Origin of the sequence: Paenibacillus terrigena DSM 21567, assembly GCF_000374845.1 — a bacterium.
Classification (GTDB): Bacteria; Bacillota; Bacilli; order Paenibacillales; family Paenibacillaceae; genus Paenibacillus_K; species Paenibacillus_K terrigena.
Genome location: NZ_KB895416.1, coordinates 150658 through 167887, shown reverse-complemented (window position 1 = coordinate 167887; position 17230 = coordinate 150658). Strand labels below are relative to the sequence as shown.

Here is a 17230-nt window from a genome sequence, read left to right as displayed (position 1 = left end):
TCACGTCGAATTAGCCCTTGAACAACAATTGAAGCGCCCGTTTCATGAGCGTATCTACGCCGTCCTTGTCGCTCGCATTGTCCTTCAGTGTATACCATACACGATCCAGCTCCGCTTCGGTGTAACCGAGTGCTTTGAGCGCTTCTTTGGCTTCTGGCCATGCGCCGCCGCCAAGTGCTGTATCGGTCGCTGTTCCCATCAAAAGACCGCCTGCCGATACATCCAGCCCAAGTCCGATATGATCCAGCTTGTCCTTCAAATCTAATACCATCCGTTGCGCCGTCTTCTTGCCAATACCCGGCAGCTTCGTAAGGAACGCTAAATTCTCTTGCTGAATCGCTGCCACGAGCGTCTCCGGGCGTCCGCCAGCGAGCACGCCTAAGGCTACCTTCGGTCCAATACCAGACACGTCCAGCAGACGACGGAAGAGCTTCTGTTCTTCGCGTGAACTGAACCCGAACAATAGAATGGCATCTTCGCGCACATGATGGTGAATATAGACCGTCACCGATTGATCACTCTTCGCAAAAAAATACGGATTCGGGCAGAACACCCGATATCCTACACCTTGTACATCCAGCACAATATATTCTGTCTCTAAATGAGCAACTTTGCCATGTAAATAATCAATCATTTCGCAATACCTCGGCTATTTTATTATTTAATGTACTAGAATGGGCGTGGCATACAGCGACCGCAAGCGCATCCGCCACATCATCCGGCTTCGGAATGGCCTTCAGCTTGAGGAACATGCGAACCATCTCCTGCACCTGCTTCTTCTCTGCCTTTCCATATCCGACCACAGCTTGTTTCACTTGCAGCGGTGTGTACTCCGCAACAGGAATCCCGCGCTGCACAGCAGCAAGAATCTGAACCCCTCGCGCCTGCCCTACGGTAAAGGCTGTCGTAACGTTCCGATTGAAGAACAACCTCTCCAGTGCCATCGCATCTGGTTTATATTTATCAATCAACTGCAATGTTGCTTCATAGACCTGCAGCAGACGCTCCTCCGTAGGTGTATGCGCCTCTGTCTGAATACACCCATACTGAACAGGGGTAAGCTTGCTCCCATCTTTATCAATAAAGCCAAAACCGACGATCGCAATCCCCGGGTCAATTCCCAAAATACGCAAAAAAAATCTCTCCCTCATCCAATGAAGCGAACATATGTATCCACTTCATTATAACAAATGTTGATGAGGAAGAGAACTTTAATATTTAGACCTTATGGATACCGTACCAATCTGAACTCTATTTCGACTTCGACTGGAACGACAATTTAAGCATCGGCGGCGTTACCAATGTCGTCAGAATCACAACGATAACAAGCGGTGTAAAATACTCTTGCGCCAGTAAGCCTGATGACAATCCGGTCGTCGCAATGATGAGCGCCACTTCACCGCGCGAGACCATCCCCGAACCGATCCCGATCGATGAACGGAGATCAAATCCTGTAAGACGCGCCCCAAGTCCCGAACCAATCAATTTGGTAATAATCGCAACAATTGTAAAGACGATAATGAACCAAAGTTGACTGCCGACACCATCAAAGTTGACATCCAGCCCAACACTGACGAAGAAAATAGGGACAAAAATCGCATATGCAATCGGCTCTAAACGATGTTCGACATCATGCTTATATGGGGTCTGTGAGATCGCGATCCCTGCAGCAAATGCACCGATGATTCCAGCAACACCAAGCCATTCCGCCAAATAAGAGAATCCAAAGCATATAATCAATGCACCGCTGATGAGCGCTTCCGTTACGCGAAGCGGCGCGAATATTTTCATAATCCAAGGTACAGCAAAGATTCCAAGCACAGCAGCGCCGGCGAAGAACAGAACTTTTTTCCCGATAACCATGCCAAGACTTACGTCGGCACCACCGCCGAGCAAACTCATCATAAAAGCAAGCAATATCACAACCAAGACATCGTCAACAACGGCCGCGCCGAGAATGGTCGTCCCTTCACGTGTACTCAATTGATTCATATCTTTCAATGTCTGTACAGAAATACTCACCGAAGTCGCACAGAGCAATAACCCCATAAACAAGGAATAATTATTGCTAAGTCCAAAGAACAAACTTGCACTATACCCTCCGATAAACGGTAAAATAATTCCACCGAGTGCTACAGCGAAGGCAGACTTCCAATTTTTACGCAATTGAACCAGATCTGTCTCAAGTCCCGCAATGAACATCAATAAGAGTACACCAATCTGTGCCAGCTCTTTGATCAAATCCCCGTTCTGAATCCAGCCTAGAAGTGCAGGCCCAATAATAATACCTATGATTAATTTCCCCAACACGGCAGGCTGGCCCAGCTTCACAGTTAAGTCCCCCGCCAGCTTCGTACATACTAGAATAATTACCAATTGTATTACCAAATCCATCCGATCAACCTCCATCACAATCTAACTGTCTGAACATGCTGCTTTGTTTATATCATTCCAAAAAAAAGAAGGACGTTATTCACGCCCATCTTCATATCTAATACGTTCAATTACGATTTTCGTTTCATAACTTTCTCAGATTGCTCCATGGCATAATCACTAAATGTAGACAGAACACTATGGTACTCGTCCACATCGCTTACGCGAATTCCTTGGTGCAGTTGGTCTAAGACCGATTTTGGAAGCGAACTTTCCATGGAATCAATATCGACCTGAAAAAATGTTCTCATAACTTTTTCTTCTTTTGGAGGTCCATCATAGAGTGTTAAATTCCCATTCTTATCTACACTAATGTACCCATTCTTCTTGCATGTTGCTGATAAATCCTCAATTTCTTCTGTTATCCATATCTTGCCTGCTTCATCCGTCTTCCCACTCCATTCCGGGTGACGCAGCATCAATTCAATAATCGCATTCGCACTCATCGTCCCAAGGTTTAACTGCTCTTGACCACATACATAGGTACGAGTCAAATAAACTTCTCGATCCTGACCTTCCTCTCGAAGTTTCGCGATCACAGGATCTGACGATCCCGTAGCAGATGTATGATAACCGATAGCAAGCAGCATAATCAGCAATACGAGCAGACCGAGCGATAATAAGGGACGTTTGATTCGACGCAGACGCTTTTTGATTTGTTTCCAACTATTCATCAAATTCACGATAATCCCCTTCTATCCTAATTTTCCCCTAGTGTAGCCATGGAACCATCGATTTATACGATCACCTAGTTGTAAAATAGAAAAGTCACCCTTATTCACTCTAAGGGTGACTCCATAATGGGCATGAATTAACCGTTAATCCAAGGCATACTGCGCGATTTCCTAGGCTTCACTTGCCGGCGTGAGCTGCTGCTCGATTTCTTCGAAGAAGTGCGTGCCTTCCCTTTGGACGAGGATCGGCTCTCGGAAGATTTCGTACTGCTCTGCTTCGCAGGTTCCGTCTTCGCTGGAGCTGGAGCTGCAGCTGAGGTTGCCTCAGGCGCAACCTCATCCTCTCGAGGGTGACATCCGCAATGCCCTGACATATGATCCATCGAGCTTAGTGGTTGAAACTGTGAACCGTACATGTCGGTTCCGTAAGGCATACCGTAAGGATTGAATGGCATTCCTGGCATGCCATACCCCGCTCCTGGATGACCGTATGGATGCATTTGCATACCGTAAGGGTCCATCTGCATTCCGTAAGGGTCCATCATACCATAAGGATTCATGCCGTATGGCATTGGATAACCATCGACCCCACCTTGCGGCATACCGCCCCAATTCGCAGATGTACTCACCTGTGGCACTTGCGGCAAGTCATAGAGCGATATCGCTTCTGTCGCAGGGACTTGGAATTGAGCGAATAAGTCCTCTGACATGCCGTCCCCTGGGTGGCCTTTGTGCATGTCATAAGGCATATGCGTTGACAAGGTATTGCAACCGCAATTATTCGTCGGCATTGTATATACCGGCTGATGATGCATCTGATGCACCTGGTAATGCGGTAAATTCTCGCCGCCCATATGCTTACCGTCATGATGCATACCATGGTGATGCATACCATCATGATGCATACCATCGTGATGCATACCATGGTGATGCATACCATCGTGATGATGTTTGTGATGAGCCTCATGCATAGCCTGAGAGACGCCTGGGAAGGCATTATTGACGGGAGGAGATACGTTCATACCCCCGTCATGCATCGGCATCATGTGCGAGTCCATCGGTGGCATCATGTGCGGGTCCAGTGGCGGCATTCCTCCCGTTACCTTTGGAATGTACACGACCTCCCCGACCGATAACGTATTCGGATCCTTTAATTGCGGATTCGCCATTAGCATATCTTGCAGCGGAATCCCCCATGCTTTTGCTAACTTCCACAATGTATCGCCTTTCTTCACATCGTGTTTATGCATCATTTCATATTCTGGTTTCACCGGTTTTGCTTCCACAGGGATTTTGATTTTCATCCCGACTTCAAGCTTATTCGGATCCTTCAAATTGGGGTTTGCATCAATCAGTTTTTGAAGGGGTACTTCATATTTGGTTGCTATGGTGTAGAGCGTATCCCCTTTTTTTACAATGTGAATTTTCACGCGTAAGAACCTCCTACATTTTTTTAGCGGAGAATGAGCCCCAACCGTCTGCATTTCACTACAAAGTTCCTAACACAGTACAAGAGCCCGGAACCAATTAATACATCCTATGCAATATCTGGGCATTTGACATCCCCTCACACAAAAAAATTCCCCGAGTCTTCGCCGCTCGCGAAGATTCGAGGAATTATAAGAGTCCTTTGGTTATTGAGAAGTCTGATTATGACGTATAAGTCGTGTCAAACGCATAACTTGGGTAGCATCCGAGCACGCGAACTTGCGAGCCAATCGCCTCAATTTCAGCAATCGCTGCAGGCAGCAGAACCGAATCCATCGAAGCCAGAACATCAATATAGAAATAATAATTGCCTAACTGTTTCTTGGTCGGCCGTGATTCAATCCGTGACAAATTGATTCGGCGCCAAGCAAATGCCGATAAAATCTGATACAAGGCACCAGAATAATCTTGCGGTGGCGTGATCAGAATACTCGTCTTCACTTGATCTGAAGGTGCGATGGGCGCCGTCTTCGGACCGACAAGCAAGAAACGAGTAAAATTGTTCTGATGGTCCGTTACCTGCGGAGCCAGAATATCGAGACCTTGGCTAGCTGCCCCGAGCGTTGTGCCGATCGCCGCCATTCCTTCGCCCGGATGCTCTTTCACCTGCTTTACCGCTTCTGCTGTACTGCTGAGATGTTCGAGCTCCGCATGCGGTAAATATTCGCGAAGGAAATTACGGCATTGGGCAATGGCAACCGGGTGCGACATCACTTTACGAATTTGACTGTAGTTCAGTGATCCATCCGCATTTCGTTCCAATTCATCCCGTCTTCCGATCAAATTCTGAATCGATGGATAGACCCATTCGGCTTGAATCGGCAGATCGACTTCATGCACGAGCCAGTCCATATGTAGACTCACAGAGCCCTCAATCGTATTCTCAATCGGGATCACACTATAATCGGTCTTGCCTTCAACTGTAGACATGAATACATCCGAAATCAATCTGTGATGCACCATTTCCACGGGCTCTCCCCGAAAAATGTAGGCCGCAGCTTCATGGGATACCGATCCCTGGGGTAACAATGCAATACGAACCATCCTTACATGTCTCCTTTAACAACGTCCATGAACATTCGGCCCTCGATATCTGGAAGTGCAACAGCACCTTCAGTACTTGGTTTCAACCACAGGGTCGAAGCGGTAATCTGTTCACGGTTCAATGTATCCATCAAAAATTGCTCTAATTGTTCCTCGCGTGACTCGCGTTCATCCACGAGCGCAATAAGTGTCGGTCCAGCACCACTAAGTGCAACGCCAAGCGCACCATAGTCGGCTGCCTTGTCCAGAATCTCGCTCATACCCGGGATTAGGGAAGCCCGATAAGGCTGGTGGATACGGTCCCGCATCGCATGTCGAATCATTCCGAAATTCTCTGTTGCGAGCGCTGCGACAAGCAGTGAAGAATGACTCACATTAAAGATCGCATCCCCCATCGAGAACTGCTGCGGGAGAATGTTCCGTGCTTTCTCTGTCGCAAGTTGGAACTGAGGGATTGCAACAAGCGTGGTTAGATGAGAACTCGGCGTGAGACGGATGTGATGGGCCTGTGTTCCATCCCATGTCGCGGCAATAATCCCACCATATAATGATGCCCCAACATTATCCGGATGCTTCTCCAGCGCTGTAGCCAGCGTGAAGATTCGTTCCTGCGGCAGCGCATAGCCGATCAGCGCATTCGCAGCGAACATCCCGCCAATAATGGCGGATGCACTGCTCCCGAGTCCACGTGTCAGTGGAATATCGCTGTACATAGAGATTCGCAGCTCAGGAACCGAGACCCCTGCATCTTCGAATACCATTTGCGCGACTTTATAGATTAAATTACGTTTGTCGGTCGGAATCCCGCCGAGTTCTTCCCCATATAAAGTAATTGAGGTCTCTTCCGCTGCAGACATTTCGATGTAGGAATATAGCTGTAACGCCATCCCCAGTGTATCGAACCCCGGTCCCAAGTTCGCTGTACTGGCAGGCACTTTGACAATTACACGTTCGTAAGCGTTCATTTTCTTTCTCCTTCTAGCTTGCTTGCAAGTTCTTAATTAACCTTCGACTCGATATACACTCTTAATTTTGCGAATCACATCGAGCTGTTCGAAATGCTTCAAGACTTTATCCATGCTCGCCTTGCTCGCATCATGCGTAATGATAATGATTTCTGCTTCCGGATTATCTGGATTTGGCTGCTGCAATACCGATGCTAAGCTAACTTCGAATTCTGCAAATACTTGCGTAATACGTGCGAGTACGCCTGCTTTATCTTGAACATGCAAGAGAATGAAGTTCTTGTATTCAATTTGCTCATCCGTCTTAAGCTTCTTCTCTTTGTACGTAACTATAGCTTGCTGCCCATTCACACCGAGCTTCAAGTTCTTAATGACTGCGACCAAATCCGCAACGACGGATGTAGCTGTTGGCATCTCGCCTGCACCAGCGCCATAGAACATCGTCTCGCCAACCGCTTCACCATGGACATAGACTGCATTGAATACACCGTTCACCGAAGCGATCGGATGCGATTTGCGAATCATAGTTGGTTGAACGCTTAAGCTGATATGCTCATCCTGACGCTCAGCGATCCCGAGCAGCTTCACTTCATAACCAAGGCGTTTCGCGTAGAGGATGTCCTCTTTGGATACACTGGAAATTCCGCGTACTGACACATCTTCGAGTGCCACATTGGCACGGAAGCCAAGCGTTCCCAAAATCGCCATTTTACGTGCTGCATCTAGACCTTCAACATCGGAAGTCGGATCCGCTTCGGCATAACCAAGCTCTTGCGCTTCCTTAAGCACATCGGCATAAGATGCACCCTCTTGACTCATCTTGGTGAGGATAAAGTTCGTCGTACCGTTCACGATCCCCATAATTTTGAGAATTCGATCCGAGGAGAAGCCCTCAGACAACGTGCGAATAATCGGAATACCCCCGGCTACGCTAGCTTCATAGAAGACATCGCATTGATGTTCTTTGGCCTTCGCCAAGATCTCAGGTCCATGAAGTGCCATTAAGTCCTTGTTCGCCGTTACAACATGTTTGCCGCGCTCGAGTGCCTCTAATAAATATTCTTTCGTTGTCTCAATGCCGCCCATCACTTCAACAATAATATTAATATCGGGGTCACGAATAATGTCCCATGCGTTATCAGTCATTTTATGATGCGGCACCGAGATGCTGCGAGATTTGTCTACATTCTTCACCAATACTTTCTCGATAATAACCTCGGATCCTACTTGACTCTGCAAATCACTCTGATGTCCTTCTACAATACGGACTACACCTGTTCCAACAGTCCCTAGCCCCAATAGCCCTACTCTGATCGGTTTCATGTCTATTCCTCCTGTCTATTCGTTCGATTAACCTTGACCTATGATGGTGGCTCGCTTCACACCTTCATGCGATCGAAATGCTTCGAGCAGCGCTGTCAGGTGATCCCCCATTCGAGATGTCTCCACTGTGATAACGACATTCGCCATCCCTTGCAATGGAATCGTCTGGTGAATGGTCAGTACGTTCCCTTCAAATCCTGCCACAAGTCCGAGCACTTTGGACAGCACACCTGATCGATGCTCGAGATCAACCGATATCGTCACAATCCGTTCGCGATCCAACTGATTCATCATGAATATCCCGTCTTTATACTTGTAAAAAGCACTGCGGCTTAATCCTACTTGCTCCGCTGCTTCATTCACCGTATGTGCAGATCCCTCGGCCAATCGTTGTTTGGCCATCACGGTTTTGACAAGTGCATCAGGTAATATATCTTCACGGACCAAAAAAAAACGTTCGCTCACTACAATGTCCTCCTATCGAAGACTTTCGTTCGTATATAGTGGACATTATAACGAATATCGGTGATCCGAGCAATAGTTAAATCCATTATACAAAAAAATGCGAGGACTCGTACAAAAAATACCAAACCAAACATCTATCGCATCGTTCATGAACTCGAAAAAAAGCCCCTTCGGTCCAACACCGAAGAGGCTTTCATATTAATAATAGTAACTGCTTCCTTCAACAAACTCGAACTCGAAATCGCCGATACGGATGATTGTTCCGTCAACCGCACCGCGTTTACGGAGCTCATCGTCAATACCCATCTTGCGAAGTGTCCGCGCAAACCGGAGGATCGCATCGTGGGAGTTCATCTGCATCCGTTTCATCATACGTTCTACAGCTTCACTCTCAACAACAAACGTCTCGTTCTCGCGACGAATCGTAAACTGTGCTTCTTCTGTCTTCTCGAAGCGATATACCTTACGTTCCTCAACTTCTGCAACTTCTTCCACAAGCACCGCCTCTGGAATCTCTTCCAGAATCGTAGCTGCACGATACAAGAGGTCTTGTATACCTTGTCTTGTAAGGGATGAAATCGGCAAAATTTCGATATCTGGACGCACTTCTGCGACCTTCTTGCGGAATTCCTCCAGATTGTCAGCTGAATCCGGCATATCCATCTTATTCGCAGCTACAATCTGTGGCCGCTCGGATAACTTCGTATTATAGAGGTCCAATTCTTCATTAATCTTAACCCAATCCTCGAATGGATCACGGCCTTCTGAACCCGCCATATCGACAACATGGATAATAACACGTGTACGCTCGACGTGACGCAAGAATTCATGGCCGAGACCAACGCCTTCATGCGCACCTTCGATCAGACCTGGCAAATCCGCCATGACGAAGCTGCGTCCATCCCCAACATCAACAACGCCGAGGTTCGGTGTAATGGTCGTGAAATGATACGCACCGATTTTTGGCTTTGCACCCGACACAACTGAGAGTAACGTCGATTTCCCTACACTTGGGAATCCAACTAGTCCTACATCCGCCATGACTTTCAGTTCAAGTACGATGTAACGCTCTTGACCTTCTTCACCGTTCTCCGCAATTTCCGGCGCTGGATTATTCACCGTTGCGAATCGCGTGTTGCCTCGACCACCACGTCCACCGCGGGCTACTACAACCTGCTGTCCGTGACGCGTCATGTCCCCGATGACTTCTTCCGTATCTTCATCAATAATAACGGTTCCTGGCGGGATTCGAACGATGGTATGCTCTGCATTCGCACCATGCATACTCTTGTTGCGCCCTTTAATCCCACGATCTCCCTTGAAATGACGCTGATAACGAAAATCCATCAACGTGCGTAATCCTTCATCTACGCGGAAAATGACATCGCCGCCGCGTCCGCCATCACCACCCGAAGGTCCACCTTCCGGTACATACTTCTCCCGACGAAAAGAGACGAGTCCATCGCCGCCGTCGCCGCCCTTAACCAATATTCTAGCTTTATCTACAAACATCGTTTCACCTCATTAGGATTCACAAGGCACAAATAAATGCAAGGTCGCTTCATCTTGCTCCACTCGCATCGTACTGCCTTGAATAACCGATTTCACTTTGCTGCCCCAGTCACTATCTTGCCTTATCTCACCATGATATCGGAAACTGACGCAACATTCATTGTTATTCTTCTCAAACATTATATATAAAATTTGCGGCTCCCCAATCGTCGGCACAGCGCATTGACGCGTCGCCCATACCATTTCTTGTACTACTCTCGACAACGTCTCCGGAGGTACGGTCAAAGGAATCTCCGCCAAATTGAGCTCGTCCACAATATCTATCTCAAGCTGAATCTCATTGCATGTCGTACGGAAAGATTGGAAGAACAATACCAAGGTGGGTATACCGAGCTTCGCAACCTTACTCTCGGCGTGCATGCGATCTCTTATTCTTTCCACGCTTCGAACTAATTTATCATGCTTCTTCAGCTGGATATATCCTGAAATAATCTGCAAATCGTTCATCCAATCATGTCGATGATGATTCATCGTACGAATGGATTTCACTTGTTCAGCACGTATGACTTCCGCTTGTTCCTTACGTACGGACCATTCCATGACTAAGCCTGCGATGATCAGCCATAGGATCAACAATAGGACACTCCATACAAGCCATTGCTGGATTATGACTACGATGAATAAAGGGATGACTAAAGACACCATCGCCGTCATTCGCATCGTTCTCCAATAGTTCACCGTCTTCACATTCCTCTTCCATGAATTGTCAAACGAAACCTTATACAGTATAGCATGTTCATCACAGCTAAGAAAACCCCACACAGTGGGGCTTTAACTACGAAGCCGATTCAGGTACTTTGCGAGGGCCCCGGAATTTCAAAAAAGCCCCCGGCTTGCGCCGAGGGCTCTTATACCGAATTATACTTCGAGTGCTGCTGCTACTGGAGCTGCGTCCACTGGGTAGACGCTCACTTTTTTGCGATCGCGACCCCAACGTTCGAATTTCACGACACCTTCCACTTTAGCGAAAAGCGTATCGTCTTTACCAATACCAACGTTGTTACCTGGGTGAATTTTTGTTCCGCGTTGGCGAACCAAGATGCTTCCTCCAGTAACGAATTGACCGTCAGCACGTTTAGTACCAAGACGTTTGGACTCTGAGTCACGTCCGTTCTTTGTGGAACCTACACCTTTTTTCGATGCGAACAATTGAAGATTCAACTTTAACATGTTGTCTACCTCCTATTCTTAGTTATTTTTTGTCATGTATTTCAATATACGTTCCGTATGATCCTGCGATCGTATTTAACATGACCACCATCGACTCCAACAGCAATTGTACCTTCGCAAATGTGTCCGGAGAATCTACAGAAGTTACCCTTCCGCTAAGAAATCCGTTCTTCATCTTGCTATCGAGCACAACGCCTGTTAAAGCTTCAATCGAATTCACCGTCCCTACGCTCACGGCCGATACGCCTGCACAGACAATATCTTCACCATGTTTCGCATAGTTTGCATGTCCGTTAATTGAGAAACTCTCAATTGAACGATCACTTGGATTTCGCGTAATCTTGATGCGTATCATACCGCACCTTCTTATGCTTGGATTTTTTCGATTGTTACTTTAGTGTAAGGTTGACGATGACCTTGTTTTTTGTGGTAGTTCTTTTTCGGTTTGTATTTGAAAACAGTGATCTTTTTACCTTTAACGTGCGATTCTACTTTCGCAGTTACAGTTGCACCAGCAACGACAGGAGCTCCTGTTACCAAGCCCTCACCTTTCGATACTGCCAACACGCGGTCAAAAGTTACGTTCTCGCCTTCACCGGCATTCAATTTCTCAATGAACAATACATCGCCTTCTTGCACTTTGTATTGTTTACCACCTGTTTCGATAATTGCGTACATATTCGTGCACCTCCTCATGTCTCAGACTCGCCCGATTTAGGGTGACTGCGCCACTCATCCGAAGATTCATGCGCTGTACTTAGGAACCCGTCCAGTGCGGTTACAGCATGTGTCGCAATATTTACGAAACACATACCTAAGCATATTACCATACTCATCAGCATAAATCAACGGTTATCCCTAGCAGAAAACCATATTTTTATAGGCGACTGTTGATTCTTCCGGTCCCCTTACAAACCGAACAAGGTTCCGTAAAGGGATTCATCGCATGATCGCGAACTTTTTTGCGGGTCATTTCGAGCAGCCCGAGCTTAGTCCATCCTAGAATTAAATGCTTGGTTCGATCACTGCGCATCAACAGCTCAAGCTTGTCCCAAATATCTTGCCGATGCCGTTCCATATCCATATCAATAAAATCAATCAATATGATTCCACCAATATCGCGAAGTCGAAGCAATCTAGCAATTTCTTCGGCAGCTTGCATATTCGTCTCGTAGACGGTATCTTCCAGCGTATTCGATCCGATATACTTACCCGTATTAACGTCAATGACCGTCAACGCTTCGGTATAATCAACGACCAGATAACCGCCATTACGGAGCCACACTTTGTGTTCGAAGGCCCTATCAAGCTGCTCCTTTACACCAAAATGCGTTAGTATCGGCTCACTGCCTTTATAGATCTCAACACGATTCGCCCAGTCAGGCAGCACGCGCGAGAGGAAGGAAGCGATCTCTTCCTTCTGAACAAGATCATCAATGATGACCCGTTCGGTCTGCGGTGTGAACATATCCCGAACCAACCGCTCAATAATGCTCAAATCCTGATGGAGCTGTGCTGGCGCTGACATTCCCCCCGCACGTTCTTCAATCTGAATCCACAATGCGCGAAGCAGTTGAATATCCGATTGAATCGCTTCCTTGCTTTCTCCTTCTGCGACGGTGCGCAGGATCAGCCCTTCACCTGGCAGTCGTGCTTGATCGCCGATCTGCTTCAGACGATTCCGCTCGACTTCGAGCTCAATTTTCTTCGACACGCCAATATAGTCCGCATGCGGCATATAGACGAGCCATCTGCCTGGCAGCGAATAATGCGTCGTGACGCGAGCTCCTTTGCCACCTAACGGCTCTTTCATGACTTGAACAACAATCTCCTGGCCGGCCTGCAGCAATTGTGAGATGGATGGCTTAACTTTCGGTTGCTTCTCCAAATGCGGATGAAGCACATCATCAATATACAAGAATGCATTTTTCTTTAATCCGATATCTACAAATGCCGCCTGCATACCCGGAAGCACGTTCACAACACGGCCTTTATACAAATTCCCCACCAATTGCCTGCCTTGCGAATTCTCAATTGTAAATTCAACGAGTTGTCCATGTTCCATCAATGCCATTTGTGTGATCTCTTGTTCGCAATGAACAATGATCCTTTTCACATGGATCACCCCTGACTTTAGCCCATTTTTCCATCTATTTTACCATGAAATTCGCGAAATAAGAATCAACAAGCCGTTGCTCTGGTAATACAGCGACAATCTTCCCCCGATCATTCAGTACGTAAATCAGATGATACTTACTCTTCATAAATAGACGCACAACACCACCCAAAGGTTGCTCTGATCCGACGACAATTGGATATGCAATTGTTCCCTGTTTCATTCGCAGGAGCGATAATCGATCCCGATTCGTCATGAATCGCACAAAGCGGTAAGGCACATTTCGATAGTCTGTCCAGTTCGCATAGATCAGAAAAATACCGATAATGAGCAGATTCAAATGAATCGGTTCTCGGTAATAAAGGGGCATCAGAGCGAAGCCAATCATGAATAGGCTAAAAGTCATACTAATTCGGCCGCACCAAATCAATGTACGATGATAAGACACAAATAGGCTGCATAGCGCTTGTACGATACGCCCTCCATCCAAAGGAAGCACAGGCAGCATGTTAAACAAGGCAATCATCACATTCGCTTGAACGAAGTACTCTGTCCATGCCTCACTCCAGAACCCCAACATATGAAGCCCATAAGCAGCGCCAATCATAAGCAGGTTTTGAACCGGGCCCGCTAGAGCTACGATAATCTCCTCATGACAAGGAGCCGAGCCTCCTTCATCCGTGACAGCCACACCACCGAAAGGCAGAAGCTTAATCTCTTGTACCTTCCATCCGAAAATCGTCGCCGCCGCTGCATGCCCTAACTCATGAATCAAGACAATCCCGAACAACGTAATCATTTCAATGACATGGCCTGTCAATAGTGAGGCGAGCATGATCATGATGAACAAAGGATGCACGGAGAATGAGGTTCCTCTCCATTTAATCAAAGGAGATCACATCCGTTGGGTCAATAAATCGGTCACCTTTTTTAATCGCAAAATATAAAAGGCTCTCCTGCTCTTCAGCGGATAACGTTCCTAAAGGTTGACCCCCTTGAACCCAATCATTAACTCTGACATCTGCAGCCTGTAAGCCACTATATATCGAGCTTAAATCATTCGCATGCTGGACGACGATTCGATACGTATTGTTCTCACTCGGAGTTACCTCGATCACCTGACCTGCATCCATCGCCTTTACAACAATCGGATTCCCGGGTTCAGCTGCAGCAGCTTCGATGTCAACACCTTTCAAAGCTACCGTGTAGGGACTCGCAATCTTCCCATGAAGCGGCGGATAGAGCACGGTCGATGTGTTCACTTTGGTCGCATGATCCTCAGCTGCACCGAAGATTGGAATAAAGGAAGGCGCACCATGGAACGTCTCATCATACCAGACGGCAATCGCCCCAAAATTCATCTCCTCGTTCATAGCGCTTACGACAAACGCCTTTACCTTAGCGGTCCACGGCTGATTCACTTGAAATATCGCCCATAAGGCAGCAAAGATCAACGCAGAGAGCATGAATTTGATTTGCAACGACTGCAACCAGCCGCTTGATGTTCGATTGACCGGTGGATCCGAACCATTCGAACCATTCGATTGGGAAGCTTCTCCAGCAAGCTGTGTGCGCCACAATCGATTCTGTTCCTTCCATGCAATTTCAGGATCTGCTTCCGCATCTGATGAAATATTAGGCACTGGCGTCGGATTCCTATCTGCAGGTGCATAAGGTACAATACGATTCGGTGCTTCTTGCGCCTTGGTGACTGGCAAGCTGTCATCTGTTAATGCCTTCATACGGGCTTGTCTTCGTCTTCGAACATTATCATTTATCTCCATCTATAGTAGTCCCCCTTCTTAGAGGTTGTCTTAGTATCATAAATATGACAAGCACACGATGATTATGAATAAGAAGATACGCTTATTGTCATTGAACGGACGATAAGCGTATCTTCGAAAAATATAAGAACAGTTTATTAGTGAAACTTATAAACACTTATATTTCAAAATAACCCCACAAGTTGCTTTGCGGGGGACCCACGAAACCTCTTAAACATGCAAAAAAGCCATCGCGAGATGCGACAGCTTAATCTTCAAGTGCATATTTTTCTTGGTAAATCTTGACGCTTAGCACAATTCCAATACAAAGCATATTGAGCAACAGCGAGGTACCACCATAACTGATAAATGGCAGCGTGATCCCAGTAATTGGCATAAGCCCAATCATCATTCCGATATTCTCGAAAATCTGGAACACGAACATCGAGACAATGCCGATGATAATATAAGCTCCTCGCTGGTCATAACACTGGAAGGCAATCAAGATCATCCTATAAATCAATAAGAAATAGAGCAGGAGCAGCACCGAAGCCCCTTGGAAACCAAACTCTTCCCCGATCACAACGAAGATGGAGTCCGAATACGGATAAGGCACGAACTTCTTCTTAATCGATTCTGATTGCATATAGCCTTCGCCTGTGAGGCCGCCAGATCCAATCGCAATCATCGCATTATTCGATTGATGCTTCTCATCTTCTGTCGCGGAAGCTGGATTCATGAATGTATTGATCCGCTGGTACCAATGGATTTTGTCTTTGGCTTCCAAATAATCCTTAATATCTTGATTAAAGGTATTGAACAAGAAGACGAACAGGAATGCACCAGCGAGCACAGTCCCGAGTCCAATGACAACATGCGTATAGCGAACATTGCCGATCCAGAACATCCCGAGCAGGATCACGACGTAGATAATCGCATTCCCTAAGTCCGGTTGAATCAATACGAGTAAGAATGGGATTAAGGTTAAGAGACCGATTGGAATGACATCACGCCTAAAACGAAGCGAATCCCCTGATCTTCGGCCCATCAAATATGCAACCATGACAATAATCGCAAGCTTCATCAATTCTGCTGGTTGGAACTGCAGCCCGCCCGGCAGCTTAAACCAGCCGACAGCACCGTTAATTTTGGCACCTAGGAAGAACACGGCGATAAGAAGCGCAACCCCGAGAACGTAGAAATAAATCCAGCCTTTTAGCAATAATCGATAATCAACGAGTGAAATCCCCAGCATGATGGCAAACCCGCCGATATAGAAATACATCATTTTTAAATGAGACCCGACGAACTTGGGATCGCTGAACGTAGCACTCTTGATGACAAATATGCTAATGACCATAAATATGGCTAAGATAATAATGATCGGCCAGTCTAATCTTTTGAATTTATTTACCAATTACATCAGCCCATTCCAAAAAACTTCTTCATGCGCTTGAACATGCCTGGCTTGCCATCAAGCAGCATAAGTGGGACGGTGTCCCCAACAATACGACGCGCAATATTCCGATAGGCAATCGCTGCTCTTGAATCCGGGTTCATCACGGTAGGCTCCCCGCTATTCGCAGCTTTGATTACATGCTCATCATCCGGTACAATGCCGATTAAGTCAATCGCCAGTACTTGGATAATCTCATCAATATCGAGCATCTCGCCCGATTTTACCATATTCTGGCGTATTCGATTAATGACTAGCTTCGGTGATTCAATATGCGAGTTCTCGAGCAAACCAATAATGCGATCCGCGTCACGTACAGCGGCATTCTCCGGTGTTGTCACGACAATCGCCTGATCTGCACCAGCAATCGCATTCTTGAAGCCTTGCTCTATTCCTGCCGGGCAATCGATAATGACATATTCAAATTCTTTCTTCAATTCCAAAATAATATCTCTAACCTGCTCCGGCGATATCGCATTCTTATCTTTCGTCTGTGCGGCCGGCAGCAAATAAAGTTCTTCAAACCGCTTGTCCTTCACAAGAGCTTGGTTCAGACGGCAACGACCATCAGCTACATCACACAGATCATAAATAATCCGATTCTCCAGCCCCATGACGACATCCAAATTACGAAGACCAATATCTGTATCCACCATACATACTTTGCGGCCGAGTAATGCGAGAGCAGTACCTAAATTTGCGGATGTTGTTGTCTTGCCAACTCCGCCTTTTCCTGATGTGACGACGATAGCCTCTCCCAT

Annotated in this window: 19 protein-coding genes; all 19 read right to left on the bottom strand. The window is 46.7% G+C overall.

The genetic code is table 11. The annotated features are described in order from the left end of the window. Positions 1-10: 10 nt before the first annotated feature. The 19 genes from ruvA to minD all read right to left on the bottom strand — a co-directional run bounded on the left by ruvA (position 11) and on the right by minD (position 17230). Positions 11-634 carry a Holliday junction branch migration protein RuvA gene (gene ruvA / locus C558_RS0114735; RefSeq protein ID WP_018757053.1) on the bottom strand — a complete coding sequence of 208 codons (624 nt, stop codon included), beginning with the start codon at positions 632-634 and terminating at the stop codon, positions 11-13. Next, a complete protein-coding gene (gene ruvC, locus C558_RS0114730) occupies positions 627-1133 on the bottom strand; it encodes a crossover junction endodeoxyribonuclease RuvC (RefSeq protein WP_018757052.1) in 507 nt (168 codons plus the stop codon). Before ruvC ends, ruvA begins: the two co-directional genes overlap by 8 nt. A gap of 118 nt (positions 1134-1251) precedes the next feature. Then, complete coding sequence (locus C558_RS0114725; protein ID WP_018757051.1) at positions 1252-2394, bottom strand: cation:proton antiporter; 1143 nt, start codon at positions 2392-2394, stop codon at positions 1252-1254. Between the two features lie 110 nt (positions 2395-2504). Continuing rightward, positions 2505-3107: a BofC C-terminal domain-containing protein gene (locus C558_RS0114720; RefSeq protein WP_040675112.1), complete on the bottom strand. Its 603-nt coding sequence runs from the start codon at positions 3105-3107 to the stop codon at positions 2505-2507. Between the two features lie 137 nt (positions 3108-3244). Next, the gene (locus C558_RS34470) at positions 3245-4537 is read right to left on the bottom strand and encodes a LysM peptidoglycan-binding domain-containing protein (RefSeq protein ID WP_018757049.1); all 1293 of its coding nucleotides are present in this window, start codon (positions 4535-4537) and stop codon (positions 3245-3247) included. A gap of 220 nt (positions 4538-4757) precedes the next feature. Then, on the bottom strand, positions 4758-5639 hold the full coding sequence (pheA, locus tag C558_RS0114710; RefSeq protein WP_018757048.1) for a prephenate dehydratase: 882 nt from the start codon (positions 5637-5639) through the stop codon (positions 4758-4760). A gap of 2 nt (positions 5640-5641) precedes the next feature. Next, the gene (gene thrB / locus C558_RS0114705) at positions 5642-6604 is read right to left on the bottom strand and encodes a homoserine kinase (RefSeq protein WP_018757047.1); all 963 of its coding nucleotides are present in this window, start codon (positions 6602-6604) and stop codon (positions 5642-5644) included. Between the two features lie 36 nt (positions 6605-6640). Continuing rightward, complete coding sequence (locus tag C558_RS0114700; RefSeq protein ID WP_018757046.1) at positions 6641-7927, bottom strand: homoserine dehydrogenase; 1287 nt, start codon at positions 7925-7927, stop codon at positions 6641-6643. Between the two features lie 27 nt (positions 7928-7954). Further along, on the bottom strand, positions 7955-8392 hold the full coding sequence (locus C558_RS0114695; protein ID WP_018757045.1) for an ACT domain-containing protein: 438 nt from the start codon (positions 8390-8392) through the stop codon (positions 7955-7957). A 198-nt stretch (positions 8393-8590) separates the two neighbouring features. Continuing rightward, a complete protein-coding gene (gene obgE, locus C558_RS0114690; RefSeq protein ID WP_018757044.1) occupies positions 8591-9904 on the bottom strand; it encodes a GTPase ObgE in 1314 nt (437 codons plus the stop codon). Positions 9905-9916: 12 nt separating this feature from the next. Further along, entirely contained in the window at positions 9917-10642 is a 726-nt protein-coding gene (locus C558_RS32585) for a Spo0B domain-containing protein (RefSeq protein WP_156826122.1), read from the bottom strand. 180 nt (positions 10643-10822) lie between these two features. Next, positions 10823-11134: a 50S ribosomal protein L27 gene (gene rpmA / locus C558_RS0114680; protein WP_018757042.1), complete on the bottom strand. Its 312-nt coding sequence runs from the start codon at positions 11132-11134 to the stop codon at positions 10823-10825. A gap of 22 nt (positions 11135-11156) precedes the next feature. Then, positions 11157-11489 carry a ribosomal-processing cysteine protease Prp gene (locus tag C558_RS0114675; protein ID WP_018757041.1) on the bottom strand — a complete coding sequence of 111 codons (333 nt, stop codon included), beginning with the start codon at positions 11487-11489 and terminating at the stop codon, positions 11157-11159. An 11-nt stretch (positions 11490-11500) separates the two neighbouring features. Then, positions 11501-11812, bottom strand: coding sequence for a 50S ribosomal protein L21 (gene rplU / locus C558_RS0114670; protein ID WP_018757040.1), 312 nt, complete (start codon positions 11810-11812; stop codon positions 11501-11503). 199 nt (positions 11813-12011) lie between these two features. Then, positions 12012-13250: an Rne/Rng family ribonuclease gene (locus C558_RS0114665; protein WP_026263929.1), complete on the bottom strand. Its 1239-nt coding sequence runs from the start codon at positions 13248-13250 to the stop codon at positions 12012-12014. Positions 13251-13284: 34 nt separating this feature from the next. Beyond that, positions 13285-14139, bottom strand: a complete 855-nt coding sequence (locus C558_RS0114660; RefSeq protein WP_018757038.1) for a M50 family metallopeptidase — start codon at positions 14137-14139, stop codon at positions 13285-13287. Continuing rightward, positions 14132-15034 (bottom strand): M23 family metallopeptidase, encoded by a 903-nt coding sequence (locus C558_RS31060; protein ID WP_018757037.1) that lies wholly within the window; start codon positions 15032-15034, stop codon positions 14132-14134. The genes C558_RS0114660 and C558_RS31060 overlap by 8 nt, the downstream gene beginning before the upstream one ends. Positions 15035-15281: 247 nt before the next feature. Beyond that, positions 15282-16430 carry an FtsW/RodA/SpoVE family cell cycle protein gene (locus C558_RS0114650; protein WP_018757036.1) on the bottom strand — a complete coding sequence of 383 codons (1149 nt, stop codon included), beginning with the start codon at positions 16428-16430 and terminating at the stop codon, positions 15282-15284. A 5-nt stretch (positions 16431-16435) separates the two neighbouring features. Beyond that, positions 16436-17230, bottom strand: a complete 795-nt coding sequence (gene minD / locus C558_RS0114645) for a septum site-determining protein MinD (protein WP_018757035.1) — start codon at positions 17228-17230, stop codon at positions 16436-16438.

Coding starts and splice junctions, on each gene's coding strand:
- ruvA (WP_018757053.1), bottom strand. CDS start 634: ATGATTGATTATTTACATGGCAAAGTTGCTCATTTAGAGACAGAATAT.
- C558_RS0114725 (WP_018757051.1), bottom strand. CDS start 2,394: ATGGATTTGGTAATACAATTGGTAATTATTCTAGTATGTACGAAGCTG.
- C558_RS0114720 (WP_040675112.1), bottom strand. CDS start 3,107: ATGAATAGTTGGAAACAAATCAAAAAGCGTCTGCGTCGAATCAAACGT.
- pheA (WP_018757048.1), bottom strand. CDS start 5,639: ATGGTTCGTATTGCATTGTTACCCCAGGGATCGGTATCCCATGAAGCT.
- thrB (WP_018757047.1), bottom strand. CDS start 6,604: ATGAACGCTTACGAACGTGTAATTGTCAAAGTGCCTGCCAGTACAGCG.
- C558_RS0114700 (WP_018757046.1), bottom strand. CDS start 7,927: ATGAAACCGATCAGAGTAGGGCTATTGGGGCTAGGGACTGTTGGAACA.
- obgE (WP_018757044.1), bottom strand. CDS start 9,904: ATGTTTGTAGATAAAGCTAGAATATTGGTTAAGGGCGGCGACGGCGGC.
- rpmA (WP_018757042.1), bottom strand. CDS start 11,134: ATGTTAAAGTTGAATCTTCAATTGTTCGCATCGAAAAAAGGTGTAGGT.
- C558_RS0114675 (WP_018757041.1), bottom strand. CDS start 11,489: ATGATACGCATCAAGATTACGCGAAATCCAAGTGATCGTTCAATTGAG.
- rplU (WP_018757040.1), bottom strand. CDS start 11,812: ATGTACGCAATTATCGAAACAGGTGGTAAACAATACAAAGTGCAAGAA.
- C558_RS31060 (WP_018757037.1), bottom strand. CDS start 15,034: ATGGAGATAAATGATAATGTTCGAAGACGAAGACAAGCCCGTATGAAG.
- minD (WP_018757035.1), bottom strand. CDS start 17,230: ATGGGAGAGGCTATCGTCGTCACATCAGGAAAAGGCGGAGTTGGCAAG.